The organism is Micromonospora vulcania (genome assembly GCF_042658605.1).
GTDB lineage: Bacteria > Actinomycetota > Actinomycetes > Mycobacteriales > Micromonosporaceae > Micromonospora > Micromonospora vulcania.
Genome location: NZ_JBHSQS010000006.1, coordinates 219,248 through 236,289, shown reverse-complemented (window position 1 = coordinate 236,289; position 17,042 = coordinate 219,248). Strand labels below are relative to the sequence as shown.

Genomic DNA, 17,042 nt, shown 5'->3' with positions numbered 1-17,042 from the left:
TCAGGGGAGAAGCATGCAAGTCTTTCTGCAGACGTTCATCGGCGGGATGAGCCTCGGCGCGATCTACGCGCTCGTCGCGATGGGCTTCTCACTCGTCTATCGCACCATGGGCCTGGTCAACTTCGCGCACGGCAGTGTGGTGATGATCGGCGCCTACCTGGCTTCGACGTTCTACCTCTCGGTGAAGCTCCCCTTCGCGCTGGCCATGGTGGTGGCGATCGGGGTGACCGGCCTCATCGGCGTCATCATCGAGCGGGTGCTGCGGCCGTTGGAGAACAAGGACTTCGACCTCATGCTGATCGGCACGATCGGCTTCGGGATCGTGCTGGAGGCGCTCGCGATCGTCATCTGGGGAGCGACCGGCCGCGCGGTGCCATCGCCCGTCCCGGCGGCGCCACTGGACCTCTTCGGCCTGCGCATTCGCACGTACGACCTGGTCGTGCTCGCCATCGCGGGCGCCGCGACGGTCCTGCTGGTGCTCTTTCTGCAACGCACCAAGCGCGGCGCCGCGATGCAGGCGGTGGCCATGGACCACCAGGCGGCGACGGCCGTCGGCATCCACGTCGGACGAAGCAACTCGATGGCGTTCATGATCGGGGCCGGTCTCGCCACACTGGCCGGCGGCCTGGTCGGTCCGCTGTTGTACGTGAGCCCGGCGATGGGCGGATCGCTCGGCATCAAGGGCTTCGCCGGGGCGATCCTCGGCGGCTTCGGCAGCGTACCGGGCGCGATCCTCGGTGGGCTCAGCATCGGGGTGATCGACTCGTTCGCGGCCGGACACTTTCAGGGCTACTCAGAGCTCGTCACATTCCTGATCTTCACCATGATCATCATGATCAGGCCGACCGGCATCTTCGGCGAGAGGACGGTGAACCGGGCATGAGATACCGGCTCGGCGTCCCGGCGGTGCTGGCGGTGGCCGCGTGGCTGCTCCCGTACCAGCTCAACTCGTACACGATGCACGTGGTCAACGTCATGCTGCTGTACGCGATCCTGGCGGTCGGCCTCGGCCTGGCCATGGGCATCGCCGGGCAGATCAACCTGGCCCAGGTCGCGTTCTTCGGGGTCGGGGCGTACGCCACGGCCGTCCTCACCGTCCGTGCCGGCCTGGGATTCTGGACGGCCGCTCTGCTCGCGATCCTCGCCACGGCGGCGGTCGGCCTCGTCGTGGGCACACCCGCACTGCGCGTGCAGTCCCACTACCTGGGCATCGTGACGCTGGGGCTCGCGTTGGCCTTCACCAACTGGGTGACCAACTCCGAGCTCGCCGGCGGCGCGGAGGGCATCTCCGGCATCCCGCGGCCGGGTCTGCCCGGCCTCGACCTGTCCAACGCCTACCTCTACTACTACGTCGAGCTGCTGCTCTTCGCGCTCACCCTGGGCTTCGGCCTCTTCATCGTGCACACCTCGCTGGGCCGGCGGATGCGCGCCATGCGTGACGACTCCCTCGCCGCCGGTGCGGTCGGCGTCGAGGTGCCGGCGCTGCGGATGACCGCCTTCCTGCTCGCGAGCGTCTACGGCGGCGTCGCCGGGGTTCTCTACTCCGGGCTGATCGGCTACGTCGCGCCCGAGACGTTCAGCATCGCCAACATGTTCCTGCTCCTCGCCATGGTGATCATCGGAGGGCGGCAGAGCCTGGTCGGCTGCGTGGTCGGCGCGATCGCGCTCGCGCTGGTCCGCGAGGTGCTGATCGACTACCCGACCTACGCACAGGTGGCCTACGGCACCGTCGTGGTCCTCACCGTCGTGTTCGCGCCGACCGGGCTCGCCGGCCTGCCACGCCGTCTGCTCGCCGCGGCGGGGCGGTTGGGCTGGCGCGACGGGCCGGCCCGACAGGCCGGGGTCCTGAGCCCCTTCCAACCGTACGAGCCCGGGCAGCCGCCGGCCGCCGACGCGGCGCCCCTGCTCGAAGTTCGCAACCTCAGCATGTTCTTCAAGGGCGTCAAGGCGGTCGCGGACGTCTCCATCGCCGTGCCCGCCGGGCAGATCCGGGGAATCGTCGGTCCGAACGGCTCCGGCAAGACCACGCTCTTCAACGTGATCAGCGGGCTCTACCGGCCGACCGCGGGACGGGTCCTCCTCGACGGTCGTGACGTCACCGCGGCTCGGCCACACGCCCTGGCCCACGCCGGGATCGCGCGAACATTCCAGAACCTACGGCTCTTCGCGGCGCTCACCGTACGGGACAACGTCCTGGTGGCGCTCGACCCGACCCGGGCCCGGGGCACCTGGCGGTACCTTCTGCTTCCGGTCGGCGTGTGGCGGCGTGACCGCGCGCTGCGTCGGGAGGCCGACGCGCTGCTCGAACGGTTCGGCCTGCGGGCCTTCGCGGACGACCAGCCAACGGCCCTGCCCTACGGCACCCAACGCCGGGTCGAGATCGCCCGCGCGATGGCGGCCCGACCACGGCTACTGCTGCTCGACGAGCCAGCGGCCGGCCTCAACGGCGACGAGGTCCGGCAACTGTGCGACATCATCCGCTCGATCCGCGACGTCGGCGTCACCGTCGTCGTCATCGAACACAACATGGGGATGGTCATGTCGTTGTGTGACCACGTCACCGTCTTCGCCCACGGCGCGATCATCGCCGACGGGCCGCCACAGGACGTCGCCGTCTCACCCGAGGTGATCGAGGCCTACCTCGGCGAGACGATGGCCATGCCGGCGCCGGTGGTGTCGGAGGCCCAGCGATGACCGACGACGGCGAGGTCCGCACCGGGCGTCGACTCGTCGTCGACGGCCTCTCGGTGCGGTACGGCGGGGTGACGGCGGCCAACGACGTGTCGTTCGCCGTCCAACCTGGTCAGTCGGTCGGCATCATCGGCGCGAACGGTGCGGGCAAGACCTCCACGCTCAAGGCGCTGATGGGTCTGGTCCCGCGCACCGTACGGTCGATCCGTTTCGGTGACGTGGACCTCACCCGCGTACCGGGCCGCAACATGGTCCGCCACGGCATCGGCTACGTCCCGGAAGGGCGGCACGTCTTCCCCGGCCTTCCGGTGGAGAAGAACCTCCTGCTCGGCGCGTACACCCGGCGGTGGAAGGGTGCCACGCTGGACACCCTCGACGAGGTCTACGAGCTCTTCCCGGTGCTGCGCGAGATGCGCGGCCGACTCGCGGGCGCGCTGTCCGGCGGACAGCAGCAGATGCTCGCCATCGGGCGGGCGCTGATGTCGGCACCGCAGCTGATGCTGCTCGACGAGCCGTCGATGGGCCTCTCACCGAAGCTGGTCAGCGAGATCGTCACCGTGCTCAAGAAGCTCAACGAGCGCGGCCTGAGCATCCTGCTCGTGGAACAGAACGCGCAGTTGACGTTCGAGGTGACCACCGAGTGCCTCGTCATGGAGAACGGCGTCGTCGCCATGACGGACAGCTCCGCGGCCCTCCGCCAGAACCCCCAGGTACGAAAGATCTATCTCGGCCTCTGAAGAGGAGAGGTGCTAGCCGATGGCACAGATCGATCGAAGGAACCTACTCAAGGGCGCGGCGGCGACGGCGGTCGCGGCCACGGTCGGGCCCGCCGTCTCCGCCGCTCCCGCAGCGGCCGGTGGGAGGCACGGCGGTGGCCACCACCCGCCTACCGCTGCCGACCTCGCCCGTTTCGACACACCCGGCGACCAGGACTTCCCGAAGGTCGGCGGCAACCTGGGCAATCAGAACTACACCGCGCTGCGCCGCATCGACCACGGGAACGTCCGCCGTCTGCGCGGAGCCTGGGTCAACCGGATCGAGGGCGGTCTCACCACGGGCAACAGCCAGAGCACGGCCGTCGCGGTCGACGGCGTGCTCTACCTCGAGTCCGCGCTCGGCAACGTCATCGCGGTCGACGGCGTCACGGGGCAGACCAGATGGCGGTACGACCAGACCCGCGGAGCTCTGACGCGGCGGGGCGTGGCGGTCGGTGGGGGCCACGTCTTCACCAAGTCGAACGAGAACTACGTCATCGCGCTCGACCAGCAGACCGGCCAGGTCGTCTGGGAGCGCCAGGTCAACGGCTTCGGCAACATCGAGAAGGTCGCCGTCGTCTACCACGACGGCCTGCTGTTCTGCGGTACGAACGACGGGCCCCGGGGCGCAGCCCTCGCCCTCGACGCCTCCACCGGCGACGTGCGGTGGCACTTCTGGGGCACCCCCGGCCCCGGCGAGTTCGGCAACGACACCTGGGAGGGCGACTCCTGGATGGAGGGTGGCGCCACACCGTGGATCCACCCGGCCGTCGACCCCGAGCTCGGCCTGACCTACTGGACGTTCGGCAACGCGCGCGGCAACAACTCGTCCCAGGACGGCTCGGCGCGCGGTGGGCAGAACCTGTTCGCCAATTCGCTGGTCGCGCTGGACCTACGTACCGGCGCCTATCGATGGCACTTCCAGTCGATCCACCACGACATCTGGGACATGGACAACGTGATGTCGCCGGTTCTCGCAGACGTCCGGATTCGGGGACGCTCCCGCAAGGTGGTCATCTACGGCAGCAAGTCCGGCATGTTCTTCATCCTCGACCGCCGCGACGGCACGGCGCCGCTGGGCATCGTGGAGCGGCCGGTGCCACAGGAGCCGCGCCAGAAGACCTGGCCGACCCAGCCGTTCCCGGTGCAGGGTGGGTGGACCGAGCAGCGCGTCGTCGACCAGCCGCTGGGCACCGCCGTCCCCGGCGACCCCAACCGCGCGGTGCCCAACTACGTGCAGGGGGCACTGTACGACCCGCACTGGGAGACGCCCATCCTCACCATCCCGGGCCACGGGGGCGGCGGAGACTGGTCGCACCTGTCGTTCAGCCACCGCACCAGCCTGGTCTACAACGGCTTCGGGTACGTCGCCGCCGCGCACTCGCTGACCGAGAGCAGCAACGGCCTCCGGCCGCCCGGCGAGTACCAGACCGGCGGCATCGTCGCCGTCGACGTCCGTACCAACCGGGTGGAGTGGAAGCGGCGGATGCCGTACTCGCTGGCACACGGCAACGGCATTCTCACCACCGCCAGCGATCTGCTGTTCATCGGCCAGCCCGACGGCAACCTGCTGGCGATCGACGCGCGCGACGGCCGCGAGCTGTGGCGGTTCCAGACCGGCGCCGCGATCAGTTCCAGCCCGATCATGTACCGGGTCGGCAGTAAGGAATACCTGGCGGTCTACGCCGGCGGGACCAGCATCCCGTACGGGAATTCGGCCCCGCGCGGTGACTTCCTCTGGGCGTTCGAGATCGGCGGGAGCCTCGGGCCCGCGCCGACACCGCCGCCCCCGGTGATCCGCCGGCCGGTCTCCGGTGGCCCGGTCGAGGGCGCGGCGGTGGCGAACACCGTCGTCATCGGGCGTACGTACAACGCCTCCACGGGTGAGATCGGCGCCACCGAGTCGTTCGCGGTCGCCGGCATGGCACCCACCCATCTGCGGGTCCCGGTCGGCGCGACCGTGACGTTCACCAACCACCCGGGCAACGCTGGCGTACGGGGCGTGACGCAGTTCTTCGAAGGGCTCTTCAACGTGCGGCTCGCGCCCGGTGAGTCGTTCCAACACACGTTCCGCCGAGTGGGCGAGTACTTCTACAACGACCCGGGGAGCCCCCGCTCCACCGGGAAGATCGAGGTGTACTAGACCGTCTCCGGCGTACGACGACGTTGATCACTTGGTCCTGAGTAGGTGCGCGGGAGCTTCTGCGACTACTCGGGACCAAGTGATCTTGCGGAGCGAGCGCGGTGTGCCGTCGGGCGGTCGAGGTGATCGCGGGCGGCCGTGATCGCCAGACGGGCGTGCTCCTTCGCCCCCACCTGCGCCACCAGCGTCGCGCGGGGGATCTCCAGCGCGTACGGGAGCCCGGGCGGTAGGGCGTCGAGAATGCCGTGCACGTCGATGCCGCCCTCGCCCGGAAAGAGCCGCTCGAATCGCGCGGTGTGGATGAGCCCCTCGTTGGTCGCGGGCACCCCCGGCGGCGCATCGCACACGTGCACGAAGTGGAACCACTCGACGGGGAGTTCGCGCAGGTCGGCCACGCTCGACCCGGAGCGTGCGAAGTGCAGCAGGTCGATCAACATGCCGGCGTTCGGCTGGTCGGCGGCGCGCAGGACGCGAACCGCCTCGCGGAGGTCCGGGGTCTCGGTCCAGGAGGGAAACTCCAGGTCCACCGTCAGGCCGAGGGGACGGGCCAGCTCACACAGCTGGGCGTACCGGTCGATCTTGCGTGCCCGGTCGGGGTCGGGAAGCTGCGCGATCACGTGCCGTGCGCCGAGCTCGGCGCCGGCCTCCAGGAATCGTAGGAACCCCCGTGGGTCGTCGTCGGGGCTGATCCGGGCCAGTTCGATGTCGAGGACCTCGACGCCGGTGGCGGCGAGGTGGACCTTGGTGGTTCGCATGAGGGCCGGGTCGGTGGCGAGCGGATAGTGCGGCTCCTGCGGGGTGACCCGGGTCATCCGCAGGCCCACGTACCGGTATCCGGCGTCCGCCGCGGCGTCGACCAGCTCGGGTGGGGACAGGCTCAGCGCGGTGAGGTGGGCCAGCGAATAGTCGTGGCGTTCGTCGGTCCGGCGCGTGGGCGCGTCCCGCAGGGTGATCAGTCGGCGCTCCCGGTGGGCGGCCATGCGGACCGGGACGCTGGCCGGTGCGCCGTACCCGAGATAACCCTCGACGCGCTGCACCACCTCGAAGAAGACGCGTGATCCGAGTATCTCGGTGTAGAAGTGCAGGTATTCGCCATGCTCGTCGCGGTCGTAGAGGATCGAGTGGTCGCGCATGGCGGCGAGGAGTTCCGGCGGCGGGTCGAGCCGGGCGTCGAGGTCGACGTAGTAGTTGTCGGGGATCCGCAGTATCGGAGCGCCCAACGCGCGCATCGCCCGAGCGCTGGCGAGCACGTCGTCGGAACTGAACGCGACGTGCTGCGGGCTCGGCACCGCCGGCGCCCAGTCACCCCGACGCAGGGGCGCCGTGTTGAGCGTGATGCGGACCCGGTGCCGCAGGTCGGTGGCCGCCCGGCTCCGGATCAGCCCGAACGGTGCGGCGATCTCGGTGGCCTCGCCGGCATGCAGACCCAGCACCGTTCGGTAGAAGAGTGCCGACTCGTCGAAGTCGTCGACCGACTCGGTGAGCGAGACGTGATCGATTCCGGTCAGGAGGCCGTCGGCCCGGGGCGGTGTGCCGGTGGGGGAGAAGTCGTCGAGCCAGCCGCCGCTGGCGGCGCTGCGAACGAGGAAGACGGCGGTGCCGTCCGGCGCCGCCACCGAGGTGAGGTCCGCTTCCTCCGGGCTGCGCAGGCGCGGAAGCACCGGGGCGAGCAGCCGTTCCGCCCGCTGCGCGGACCCGGCCGGGTCGGCGCTCTCCAGACCCAGGGCGCAGACCGCCGCCGTAACCGGTGGGACCGTCCGGTGCGCCGCGAAGTTCAACAGGATCCGCGCCGTGCCCTGCTCCCACAGCTGCACCGGCTTCGAGCGGTGTTGGCCGGTGTGCGCGAAGCCGAGCGCGGTCAGCGTGCGCGCCACGACCGGACCGGAGAGGTCGTCGACGGCGAGTTCGGTGAACACGTGCCCACCGAGTGGCGGGGCCGGGGGCAGGCCGGTCATCCGTAGGCGTTCACGGGCGGCCGGCGGGCCGGACGTGCTGACCGCCTCCCGCAGGGCGACGAGCGCGCGCATGCCGTCGATGGCGGCGTGCCGGGGATCGGCCTGCCGGTAGACGTCGTTGAACACCTCGAGTGACAGCGGACCGTCGTAGCCGGTGGTCAGAACGTGGCCGACGAACTCGGCCAGGTCGAACGAGCCGAGCCCGGGAAACAGCCGGTGGTGCCAGCTCCACTCGACCACGTCGCCGGTGAGCCGAGGGGCGTCGGCCAACTGCACGTGGAACACCTTCGAGCCCGGTATGACCCTGATCCCGGCGGGGTCGTCGCCCCGGGACAGGACGTGGAAGCTGTCGAGGCACAGGCCGAGAGCGGGGTGGCCGGCCCGCCGGACGATGCGCCAACTGTGCGCGTAGGTGTTCACGAACCGGCCCCACGCCGGAGCCTCGTACGCGATCCGCAGGCCCCGTCGCTCGGCCCGGTCAGCCAGCAGGTGGAGCTGCTCGGCGGCGAGGTCGTCGTCGTCGACCGCGTCCGTCGACGTCGACGAGCAGACCAGCATCGTCGTGGCACCGAGTTGTTCGATCACGTCGAAGGTCCGCTCGGCGCGTCGCAGGTTGGCCGCGAACACCTCGGGCGGGACCGCCTCGAAGTCACGGAACGGCTGGTAGAGATCGATGGACAGACCTCGCCGTACGCACTCCTGCCGGACCCGGCGGGGCGACCAGGGCGAGGCGACGAGATCGCTCTCGAAGATCTCGATTCCCTGGAAGCGTGCCGCGGCGGCGGCAGCCAACTTGTCCTCGAGCGTCCCGGAGAGGCAACCCGTCGCGATCGCCGCGTGGGGGGCCGCGGGCGATTCCTCGGCCTGCTCATGCGGACGGTCAGTGTGCGCGATGAGCATCGGAATCCCGCCTCCCCTGTCGATCAACGAGTGCGTCGAAGTGACGCAGCATCCGTCCTGTGTCCGGCGCCACTCCGGTGAACAGCTCGAACGCGTACGCGGCCTGGAAGACCGCCATTCCTCCGCCGTCGAGCACCCGGCACCCCCGAGCCCGCGCGGCGGTCACCAGTTGCGTCGCCAGCGGTCGGTACACCACGTCGGCCACCCACAGGTCGGGGCGCAGCAGCGCCGGCGGCACCGGTATCCCGGGGTGGCCCTCCATGCCGGTCGGGGTGGCGTGGGCGAGCCCGTCGGCCTCGCGCAGCTCGTCGGCCAGGGCTGTCAGGGGTACGACGACGGCCCTGCCGGTGCCGAACCGGTCGGTCACCGAACGGGCCAGCGCGCCGCTGCGTCCGACGTCGGTGTCGAGGATGTGCACCGAGCCCGCGCCCAGGGTGAGGAGCGCGTGCGCGACCGCCGCCCCGGCGCCGCCGGCACCGAGCAGCACCACCCGGTCCAGGGCCACGTCCGCGAGGCCGGTACGGAAACTGCGCGCGAAGCCGGGCATGTCGGTGTTGTGCCCGACGGCTCTGCCGTCGCTGAACACGACCGTGTTGACCGCGCCGAGTGCGGCCGCGTCCGGCGTGACCGCGTCGAGGTGTTCCAGCACGAGCTGTTTGACCGGGTGGGTGATGTTGACGCCGTCGAACCCGGCCAGCCGGGTCGCGGCGAGGATCTCGCCGACCGCGCCCGGCGGGCGGTCGAGTTCGGCGAGGTCGAGCAGGCGGTACTGACATCGCAGCCCGAGCTCGTCCGCCTCGCGCTCGTGCAGGGACGGGCTCAGGGAGGTCCGAATTCCCGAGCCGATCAGGCCGACGAGGAAGGGGCCGGAATCGTTGCGTGGGGTCACGGTGCCCCTCTCGACGGCCATCATGGACGTACTAGATAGTTACTTATACGCGACGCGGGGGTCCGGTGGGAAGGGCCGAATCCACGACCTCGCTACAGTGGCCATCGATGGAGGGAGGGGCATTGGGCGCACACGCCTCCGGTGCGGCCGTCGCTACCCCGACTGGTCGAAATGCCGAGCGCACCAGATCTGAGATCCTCGCGGTCGCGAGCCACGAGTTCGCCGACAAGGGGTACGCGGGTGCCCGGGTCGACGAGATCGCGGCCAAGACCCGTACGACCAAACGGATGATCTACTACTACTTCGGCGGCAAGGAGCAGCTCTACATCGCGGTCCTGGAGCACGCCTACACCGGCATCCGCGCGTTGGAGCAGCAGCTCGACGTCGAGCACCTTGACCCCGCCCAGGCCATCCGGCGGCTGGCCGCGGTGACGTTCGACCACCACGAGGCGCATCCCGACTTTATTCGGTTGGTGAGCATCGAGAACATCCACCGTGCCGAGCACCTCGCCCGCTCGGACGTCCTGGCGGGCCTGGCCAATCCGGCACTGGACGTCCTGACCCGCATCCTCGAACGTGGCCGCGCCGAGGGCCGGTTCCGGGCCGACGTCGATCCGATCGACGTCCACATCCTGATCAGCGGATTCTGCGTCTTCCGGACCGCCAACCGGCACACCTTCAACGCGATCTTCAAGCGGGACATGCTCGACCCGGCACGCCGTGAGCACTACCGGACGATGCTCGGCGATGTCGTCCTGGAATACCTGGCCGCACGCTAGATCCCGCGGGGCGGCGGCGGGCCGCGGCGCGGTCCGGGGGTGCTCGGTCACCCTCAGCGACGAGGTGTTACGCCCCGATGACCCCATTGACACGGCCGTCATCCGCCCGGAACTATCAGCGACAGTCCACTGCGTCTGCCCTTGTTTGTCGCCAGTCCAATGACAACGATGTCAGACCGCAGTCGACCGCAGTGACCACCATCCACGCTGCCCAGACGACCGACGTACTCGACCCGAATCGAGTCGAAAGGCCCGCCCCCATGTCGTACCCCCCTCCTGCGCGACCCGTGTCCCCCCGACTGCTCGCCGCGACAGTCGCGGCCCTGCTGCCGGTGGGACTGCTCGTCGCCGCGCCCCTGGCCAGTGCCGCGCCCGCCACGGCGCCACCCGGCAACTTCAGCTCCTCGTTCGAGTCGGCCGACCCGCAACCCGCCGCGAGCACCGTCGAGGTCGACGCGAGCGGCAAGCCGGTCCAGGCGAACCTGACCGGCACGGTCCGCACGGGCCTGCCCGGAAGCCTGCTCGGTCACGTGACCGCGGCGACCGCGAGCGACGAGAACGCGCCGGGTGAGACCGCCGCGAACCTCACCGACGGCAACTCGGCGAGCAAGTGGCTGGCGTTCCACCCCACCGGCTGGGTCACCTACCAGCTGGACAAGCCGGCGGTCGTGGTGCGCTACGCACTGACCTCGGCCGACGACGCGCCGGGCCGCGACCCCAAGGACTTCACGCTTCAGGGCTCCACCGACGGCAGCACGTGGACCGACCTGAACCGGCAGACCGGGCAGAGCTTCCCCGGCCGGTTCGCCACGAAGGCCTACAGCCTCACCAACACGACCGCCTACGGTTGGTACCGCCTGAGTGTCACCGCGAACTCCGGTGACCCCCTCATCCAGCTCGCCGACTGGGACATCAGTGACGGCTCGGACGTCCGGCCGCCGGCCACCCCGATGGGCGGTGTCGTCGGTGCCGGACCGTCCAGTGGCCGCAACATGAAGCCCCGGGCCGGTTTCACCGGGCTCGCCGCGCTGCGCTACTCCGGTGGCGCCGAGGTCGACGGCCGCTCGTACGCGACCAACCGGTTGTTCGACGTCAACATCCCGGTCGGGCCGAAGACCCGGTTGTCCTACAAGATCTTCCCCGAGTTCACCGGCCAGGACGCCCAGTACCCGTCCACCTTCGCAGCCGTCGACCTGCACTTCACCGACGGCCGTTACCTCAGCCTGCTGTCGCCGAAGGACCAGCACGGAAACCTGCTGACCGCCGCCGGGCAGGGCACCTCGAAGGTGCTCTTCGCCGACGAGTGGAACGCGGTGCAGTCGGAGATCGGTGCCGTGGCGAACGGCCGGACGATCGACCGCATCCTGCTCGCCTACGACAACCCCCGGGCGACCGCCGCGACCCACTTCCAGGGCTGGGTCGACGACATCACGGTGACCGGAGCTCCCACCCCGATCGACGGGTCGAGCCTGACCAACTACGTCGACACCCGGCGCGGGACCAACTCGTCGGGCGGCTTCTCGCGCGGCAACAACCTGCCGATCTCCGCGGTGCCCAACGGCTTCAACTTCTTCACGCCGGTCACCAATGCGACCTCGAACTCCTGGGAGTACGACTACCAGCGCAACAACGACGCGGCCAACCTGACCCGGCTGGAAGGGCTCGCCATCTCGCACGAGCCCAGCCCGTGGATGGGTGACCGCAACCAGATGTCGGTCATGCCGGTGCCGGCCGGTGGGCCGCTCACCGGAGCACCGAGCGGCCGGGCCCTCGCCTTCAGCCACGACGACGAGGTCGCACGGCCGGACTTCTACCGGGTCAAGCTGCAGAACGGCATGACGGCCGAGATGGCGCCGACCGACCACGCCGGGATCATGCGGTTCACCTTCCCGTCCGGGCCGGCGACCGGAAGCCTGGTCTTCTCCAACGGCACCTTCACCATCGGTACGGACGGCACGTTCACCGGCTGGGTCGACAACGGCAGCGGCCTGTCCGCCGGTCGTAGCCGGATGTTCGTGTCCGGCACCTTCGACCGGGCGCCGACCGCCTCCACCGCCACGTCCGCGACCTTCGACACCTCCGCTGACCAGCAGGTGACGCTGCGACTCGCGACGTCGTTCCTCTCCGTCGACCAGGCGCGCACAAATCTCGACCTGGAGGCCACCGGGAAGAGCTTCGACCAGATCCGGGCCGCCGCCACCGCGGCGTGGAAGGACCGGCTCGGGCGGGTCGAGGTACGGGGCGCGAACGAGACGCAGCTCGTGACGCTCTACTCGAACCTGTACCGGCTGAACCTGTACCCGAACTCGCAGTCCGAGAACACCGGCACCGCCACCGCGCCACGCTGGCAGTACGCGAGCCCGGTGTCCGAGCCGACCGGCGCGTCGACCGCCACGCACACCGGTGCGAAGATCGTCGACGGGCAGATCTACGTCAACAACGGTTTCTGGGACACGTACCGCACCGTGTGGCCCGCGTACTCGCTGCTCTACCCGGACGTCGCCGCCCGGATCGCCGACGGGTTCGTCCAGCAGTACCGCGACGGCGGTTGGATCGCCCGCTGGTCCTCGCCCGGCTACGCCGACCTGATGACCGGCACCAGCTCGAACGTGGCGCTGGCCGGCGCGTACCTCAGCGGCGTGAAGCTGCCCGACCCGCTCGCCGCGTACGACGCCGCGGTGAAGGACGCGACGGTCGCGTCCGGTCGCGGCGAGGTCGGCCGCAAGGGCATCGAGACCTCCCTGTTCCTCGGCTACACGCCGACCTCCACCGGCGAGTCGGTCTCCTGGGCGCTGGAAGGCTTCATCAACGACTACGGCATCGGCAACATGGGTGCGGCCCTGGCCAAGGACCCGGCCACCCCGAAGTCCGAGCGCGAACGGCTCAAGGAGGAGTCGCGGTACTTCCTGGAGCGTGCCCGCAACTACGTCAACCTGTTCGATCAGAAGACGAAGCTCTTCCAGGGCCGCGACGCCGCCGGCACCTTCCTCGCCGGTGACCCGCTGGACTGGGGTGGCGTCTACACCGAGACCAACGGCTGGAACTTCGCGTTCACCGCGCAGCAGGACGGCCGCGGTCTGGCCAACCTGTACGGCGGGCAGCGGGCCCTGCGGGACAAGCTGGACCAGTTCTTCGCCACCCCGGAGAACGCCGACCGTCCCGGCGGGTACGGCAACACGATCCACGAGATGCTCGAGGCGCGTGCCGTGCGGATGGGTCAGCTCGGCATGAGCAACCAGCCGTCGCACCACATCCCCTACATGTACGACCACGTCGGTGCGCCGGCCAAGACGCAGGCGATCGTGCGTGAGATCCTGCAGCGTCTCTACGTCGGCAGCGAGATCGGCCAGGGCTACCTGGGTGACGAGGACAACGGCGAGATGTCGTCCTGGTACATCCTCAGCTCGCTGGGCCTCTACCCGCTGCAGGCCGGCTCGTCGAACTGGGCCATCGGCTCGCCGCAGTTCACCCGGATGACCGTGCACCGCAAGAGCGGCGACATCGTCGTCAACGCGCCGAACAACAGCACGGCGAACATCTACGTGCAGGGCGTGAAGGTCAACGGGAAGTCGCAGCGCGGGGTGTCCATCGACTCGCGGGTACTCGCCAAGGGCGGCACGATCGACTTCCAGATGGGCTCGCACCCGTCGACCTGGGGCACCGGCAAGGACGACGCCCCGCCGTCGCTGACCCGGGGTGACGAGGCACCCAAGCCGCTGCAGGACACCACCGGTCCCGGCCTGGGCACCGCGACCGTGAGCGGCGGGCAGGACGCGTCGAAGCTGTTCGACGACACGTCGACCACGCAGGTTGCCTTCACGTCCGCGACGCCGCAGGTCAACTGGGCCTTCCGTGGTGGCAAGCAGAAGCCGAGCTACTACACCCTCACCTCCGGTGCGGCCGTGGGCGACCCGGCGGACTGGCGGCTGCAGGGCTCCAACGACGGCATCACCTGGACCACCGTCGACTCCCGTAAGGGCGAGGTGTTCCGGTGGCGCAACCAGACCCGTCCGTTCACCATCGACAAGCCGGGGCGGTTCGCGCAGTTCCGGCTCGCCGTGACCAGGACGGTCGGCGCCGCGCAACCGAACCTCGCCGAGATCGAGCTGCTCGCCGGCGGCGACCTCGACCTCGGTGGCGGCGACATCGCGGTGACCGCCGCGGGTAGCGTGCACGCGACGTCCGGCGTACCCGTGGCCGCGCCGTTGGCCTCGGTCACCGGTGGCACCGCCAGCGGTTACCGCGCCACGATCGACTGGGGTGACGGTTCGCCGGTCACCGAGGGCACCCTGACGTTGAGTTCGCGGGCCGTCTACAACGTGGGCGGGACGCACACCTACGCCACGCCGGGCTACCACCAGGCGAGCGTCACGGTGACCGATGGCACCAGCCAGAGTTCGGTGACGGTCGGCGTCGACGTGGCCTACGCGCCGGCGTCCGGGCTCACCGCGGCCTTCGACACCGTCTGCGTCGGCGACGAGGGCGCAGTCGCGGCGAACTGCGACGCCAAGTCGTGGGCGTACTCGCGGGCCGCCCTGACGGCGGCCGGTGTGACGCAGGGCCAGCAGCACCAGGTCCCCGGCACTGCGCTGCACTTCACCCTGCCGACGATCCCGGCCGGGCAACCGGACAACGCGAGCGGCAACGGTTCGACCGTCGTGCTGAACCTGCCGACCGACGCCACGAGCGTCTCGTTCATCGGGGCCGGTACGCAGGGCAACCAGAACACCACCGGTACGGCGAACTTCAGCGACGGCAGCACCGCCAGCATCCCGATCCAGATGAGTGACTGGACGCTGGGCGGCAACGCCAACGGCACTCCGTCCTACGGCAACGTCGTCGTTGCCAAGGCCGCGTACCGGCTGCTCGGCACGAGCCGGGACGGCGCCCAGCCGTTCCTGTTCGCCACCGCGCCGTACCAGATTCCGGCGGGCAGGACGCTCGTCTCGGTGACCCTGCCGACCCAGACCGGTGACCCCGGCTCGGACGGCCGGATCCACGTGTTCGCCATCGCCGATGACGGCACGCCGAACCCCGCACTGCGGACCGTCGCACCGGCCGACCAGACGGCGAACGCCGGCCAGGTCCTCGCGGCGAACCTCGGCTCGGTCACCGGCGGCGTTCCCGAGGCGACGGGTTACCGCGCCCGCGTCCAGTGGGGTGACGGCACGGTTCCGGGCGATGTCACCATCGACTCGGCGGGTGCGATGACCGGGCAGCACACGTACGCCCGCGAGGGCACCTACACGGTGCACGTCACCGCATGGGACAGGCTGTCCAGCAGCACCGAGACCTTCACGGTGACCGTGGCGCGTGGCGGCCTCCAGCCGTCGATCGCCGCGTCCGACACCGTCGCCGCCGGGGACGCGATCACCGTCACCGGCAGCGGGTTCGCCGCCGGCGAGCAGGTGACCGTGGTTCTCGGCAGCACCCCGGCGCGTACCGTCACGGTCGCGGCCTCCTCGGCGGGAGCCGTACGGGCCTCGGTTCCGACGTCCGGTGCCGTGCGGCCGGGCCGGTACGCCGTGACCGCCACCGGCGCGTCCTCGCGGACCCCGGTGACGGCCACCGTCCAGGTGACCGGGAAGCCGGCAGGGTCGACGTACCACCCGCGGGTGGCGCTGTCGGCCACCTCGGGTTCGCGCAGTACGCCGATCACGGTCGACGGGTCCGGCTTCGCGCCGAACGAGGCGATCACGATCACCTTTGGTGACGGCCTCACGGTCAGCACCGTGCGCGCCAATGGTGACGGCGTCGTCTCCGGCCCGACGGTCAGCGTTCCCGGTACGGCGCGGGCGGGCTCGACCAGCGTCACGCTGACGGGTGCCAGTTCGGGGACGCGGGTCGTCCTGCCCTTCACCGTGAACTGATCCGAAAGTGCTGTAACCGCTGTGGGCGGGCCGTGATCACGGCCCGCCCACAGCCGTTCGAACGGGTACCACGGCCGGCGAGTTGATCTCGTAGGATGCCGTCATGATCGCCGCCCCCGACGACCTCACGACGGATCCGATGGTTGCTTCCCCCGAGCTGGTGCCGCTGCGGGACACGCTGCGCGCGGGTGACTGGGTCGCCTTCCGCGACCAGCTCGCCGGCCACCTCGGCGACAGCCGGACCCGCGCGATCGGCATCCTGTCGCCGTACGCCCCGCAAGGGCTCCTGGAGTCCGTCCTGGAGGCCGACCCGGCGGACACCTCCGCAGCGGCGATGCTCGCCGTCCGGCTCACCGACGAGGCGTGGGCGGTGCGCACCGGGCAGAAGGCGCGGGATGTCAGTCGCGAGCAGTTCGACCGGTTCCACGAGATGCTTGCCGGGGCCGAGCGGGTGACCGCGGACTCGGTGGCGCACGACGACAGCGACCCGGCCGTCTGGACGCAACGGCTCACGATCGCCCGTGGCCTGGAAATGGGGCAGGCCGAAGCCCAGCGGCGGTACGACCAGGTGGCGGCCCGGGACCCGCACCACCTGCCGGCACAGGTCCAGTTGCTGCAGCAGTTGTGCCCGAAGTGGGGCGGATCAGTGGAGGCGATGCACGAATTCGCCCGGCAGTGCGCCTGGTCGGCCCCCGAGGGCACGCAACAGCCGACCCTGATCGCGGACGCCCACCTCGAACACGCACTGTCGCTCTCCGGCGGCAGGCAGGACTACCTCAGCAGCCGTGCGGTGGTCGACGAGCTCCGCGAGGCGATGCGGCGCTCGATCCTGCACCCGTCCTTCCAGCGCACCGTCGGCTGGGTGTACGCCCACCACATCTTCGCCCTGTTGTTCGGCCTGATCGGTGACCGCAAGACGGCCCGGCCGCTCTACGAAGCCACCGGGAACCTGCTCAGCGAGGACCCCTGGAACTACTTCGGCGACCCGGTCACGGTCTATCGGGAGCACCGCGCGCGGGCGATGCGCAAGACGCGCTGGTTCTGATCGGGCTGCCACACC

At 70.2% G+C, this 17,042-nt stretch carries 9 protein-coding genes; 7 read left to right on the top strand and 2 right to left on the bottom strand.

Annotation, left to right across the window (positions count from 1 at the left end; genetic code table 11):
• Positions 1 to 13 precede the first annotated feature (13 nt).
• The 4 genes from ACFQGL_RS12245 to ACFQGL_RS12230 are packed head-to-tail and all read left to right on the top strand — an operon-like array spanning position 14 to position 5,589.
• Complete coding sequence (locus ACFQGL_RS12245; RefSeq protein ID WP_377510148.1) at positions 14 to 883, top strand: branched-chain amino acid ABC transporter permease; 870 nt, start codon at positions 14 to 16, stop codon at positions 881 to 883.
• Positions 880 to 2,694: a branched-chain amino acid ABC transporter ATP-binding protein/permease gene (locus ACFQGL_RS12240; RefSeq protein WP_377510145.1), complete on the top strand. Its 1,815-nt coding sequence runs from the start codon at positions 880 to 882 to the stop codon at positions 2,692 to 2,694. Before ACFQGL_RS12245 ends, ACFQGL_RS12240 begins: the two co-directional genes overlap by 4 nt.
• Positions 2,691 to 3,428 carry an ABC transporter ATP-binding protein gene (locus ACFQGL_RS12235; protein WP_377510142.1) on the top strand — a complete coding sequence of 246 codons (738 nt, stop codon included), beginning with the start codon at positions 2,691 to 2,693 and terminating at the stop codon, positions 3,426 to 3,428. Before ACFQGL_RS12240 ends, ACFQGL_RS12235 begins: the two co-directional genes overlap by 4 nt.
• 19 nt (positions 3,429 to 3,447) lie before the next feature.
• Positions 3,448 to 5,589, top strand: a complete 2,142-nt coding sequence (locus tag ACFQGL_RS12230; RefSeq protein ID WP_377510139.1) for an outer membrane protein assembly factor BamB family protein — start codon at positions 3,448 to 3,450, stop codon at positions 5,587 to 5,589.
• A 65-nt stretch (positions 5,590 to 5,654) separates the two neighbouring features.
• Here the strand turns inward: ACFQGL_RS12230 and ACFQGL_RS12225 are convergent, their stop codons facing one another.
• Both ACFQGL_RS12225 and ACFQGL_RS12220 read right to left on the bottom strand, forming a co-directional pair.
• The gene (locus tag ACFQGL_RS12225; protein WP_377510136.1) at positions 5,655 to 8,444 is read right to left on the bottom strand and encodes a TIM barrel protein; all 2,790 of its coding nucleotides are present in this window, start codon (positions 8,442 to 8,444) and stop codon (positions 5,655 to 5,657) included.
• Positions 8,425 to 9,354, bottom strand: coding sequence for a shikimate dehydrogenase (locus ACFQGL_RS12220; protein WP_377510133.1), 930 nt, complete (start codon positions 9,352 to 9,354; stop codon positions 8,425 to 8,427). Before ACFQGL_RS12220 ends, ACFQGL_RS12225 begins: the two co-directional genes overlap by 20 nt.
• Before the next feature lie 86 nt (positions 9,355 to 9,440).
• Between ACFQGL_RS12220 and ACFQGL_RS12215 the strand changes: the two genes are divergently transcribed.
• From ACFQGL_RS12215 to ACFQGL_RS12205, 3 genes are all read left to right on the top strand, one after another.
• Positions 9,441 to 10,112 carry a TetR/AcrR family transcriptional regulator gene (locus tag ACFQGL_RS12215; RefSeq protein ID WP_377510130.1) on the top strand — a complete coding sequence of 224 codons (672 nt, stop codon included), beginning with the start codon at positions 9,441 to 9,443 and terminating at the stop codon, positions 10,110 to 10,112.
• 287 nt (positions 10,113 to 10,399) lie between these two features.
• Positions 10,400 to 15,982 (top strand): GH92 family glycosyl hydrolase, encoded by a 5,583-nt coding sequence (locus ACFQGL_RS12210; protein WP_377510127.1) that lies wholly within the window; start codon positions 10,400 to 10,402, stop codon positions 15,980 to 15,982.
• Between the two features lie 103 nt (positions 15,983 to 16,085).
• A complete protein-coding gene (locus tag ACFQGL_RS12205) occupies positions 16,086 to 17,027 on the top strand; it encodes a hypothetical protein (RefSeq protein ID WP_377510124.1) in 942 nt (313 codons plus the stop codon).
• The last annotated feature ends 15 nt before the right edge of the window (positions 17,028 to 17,042 follow it).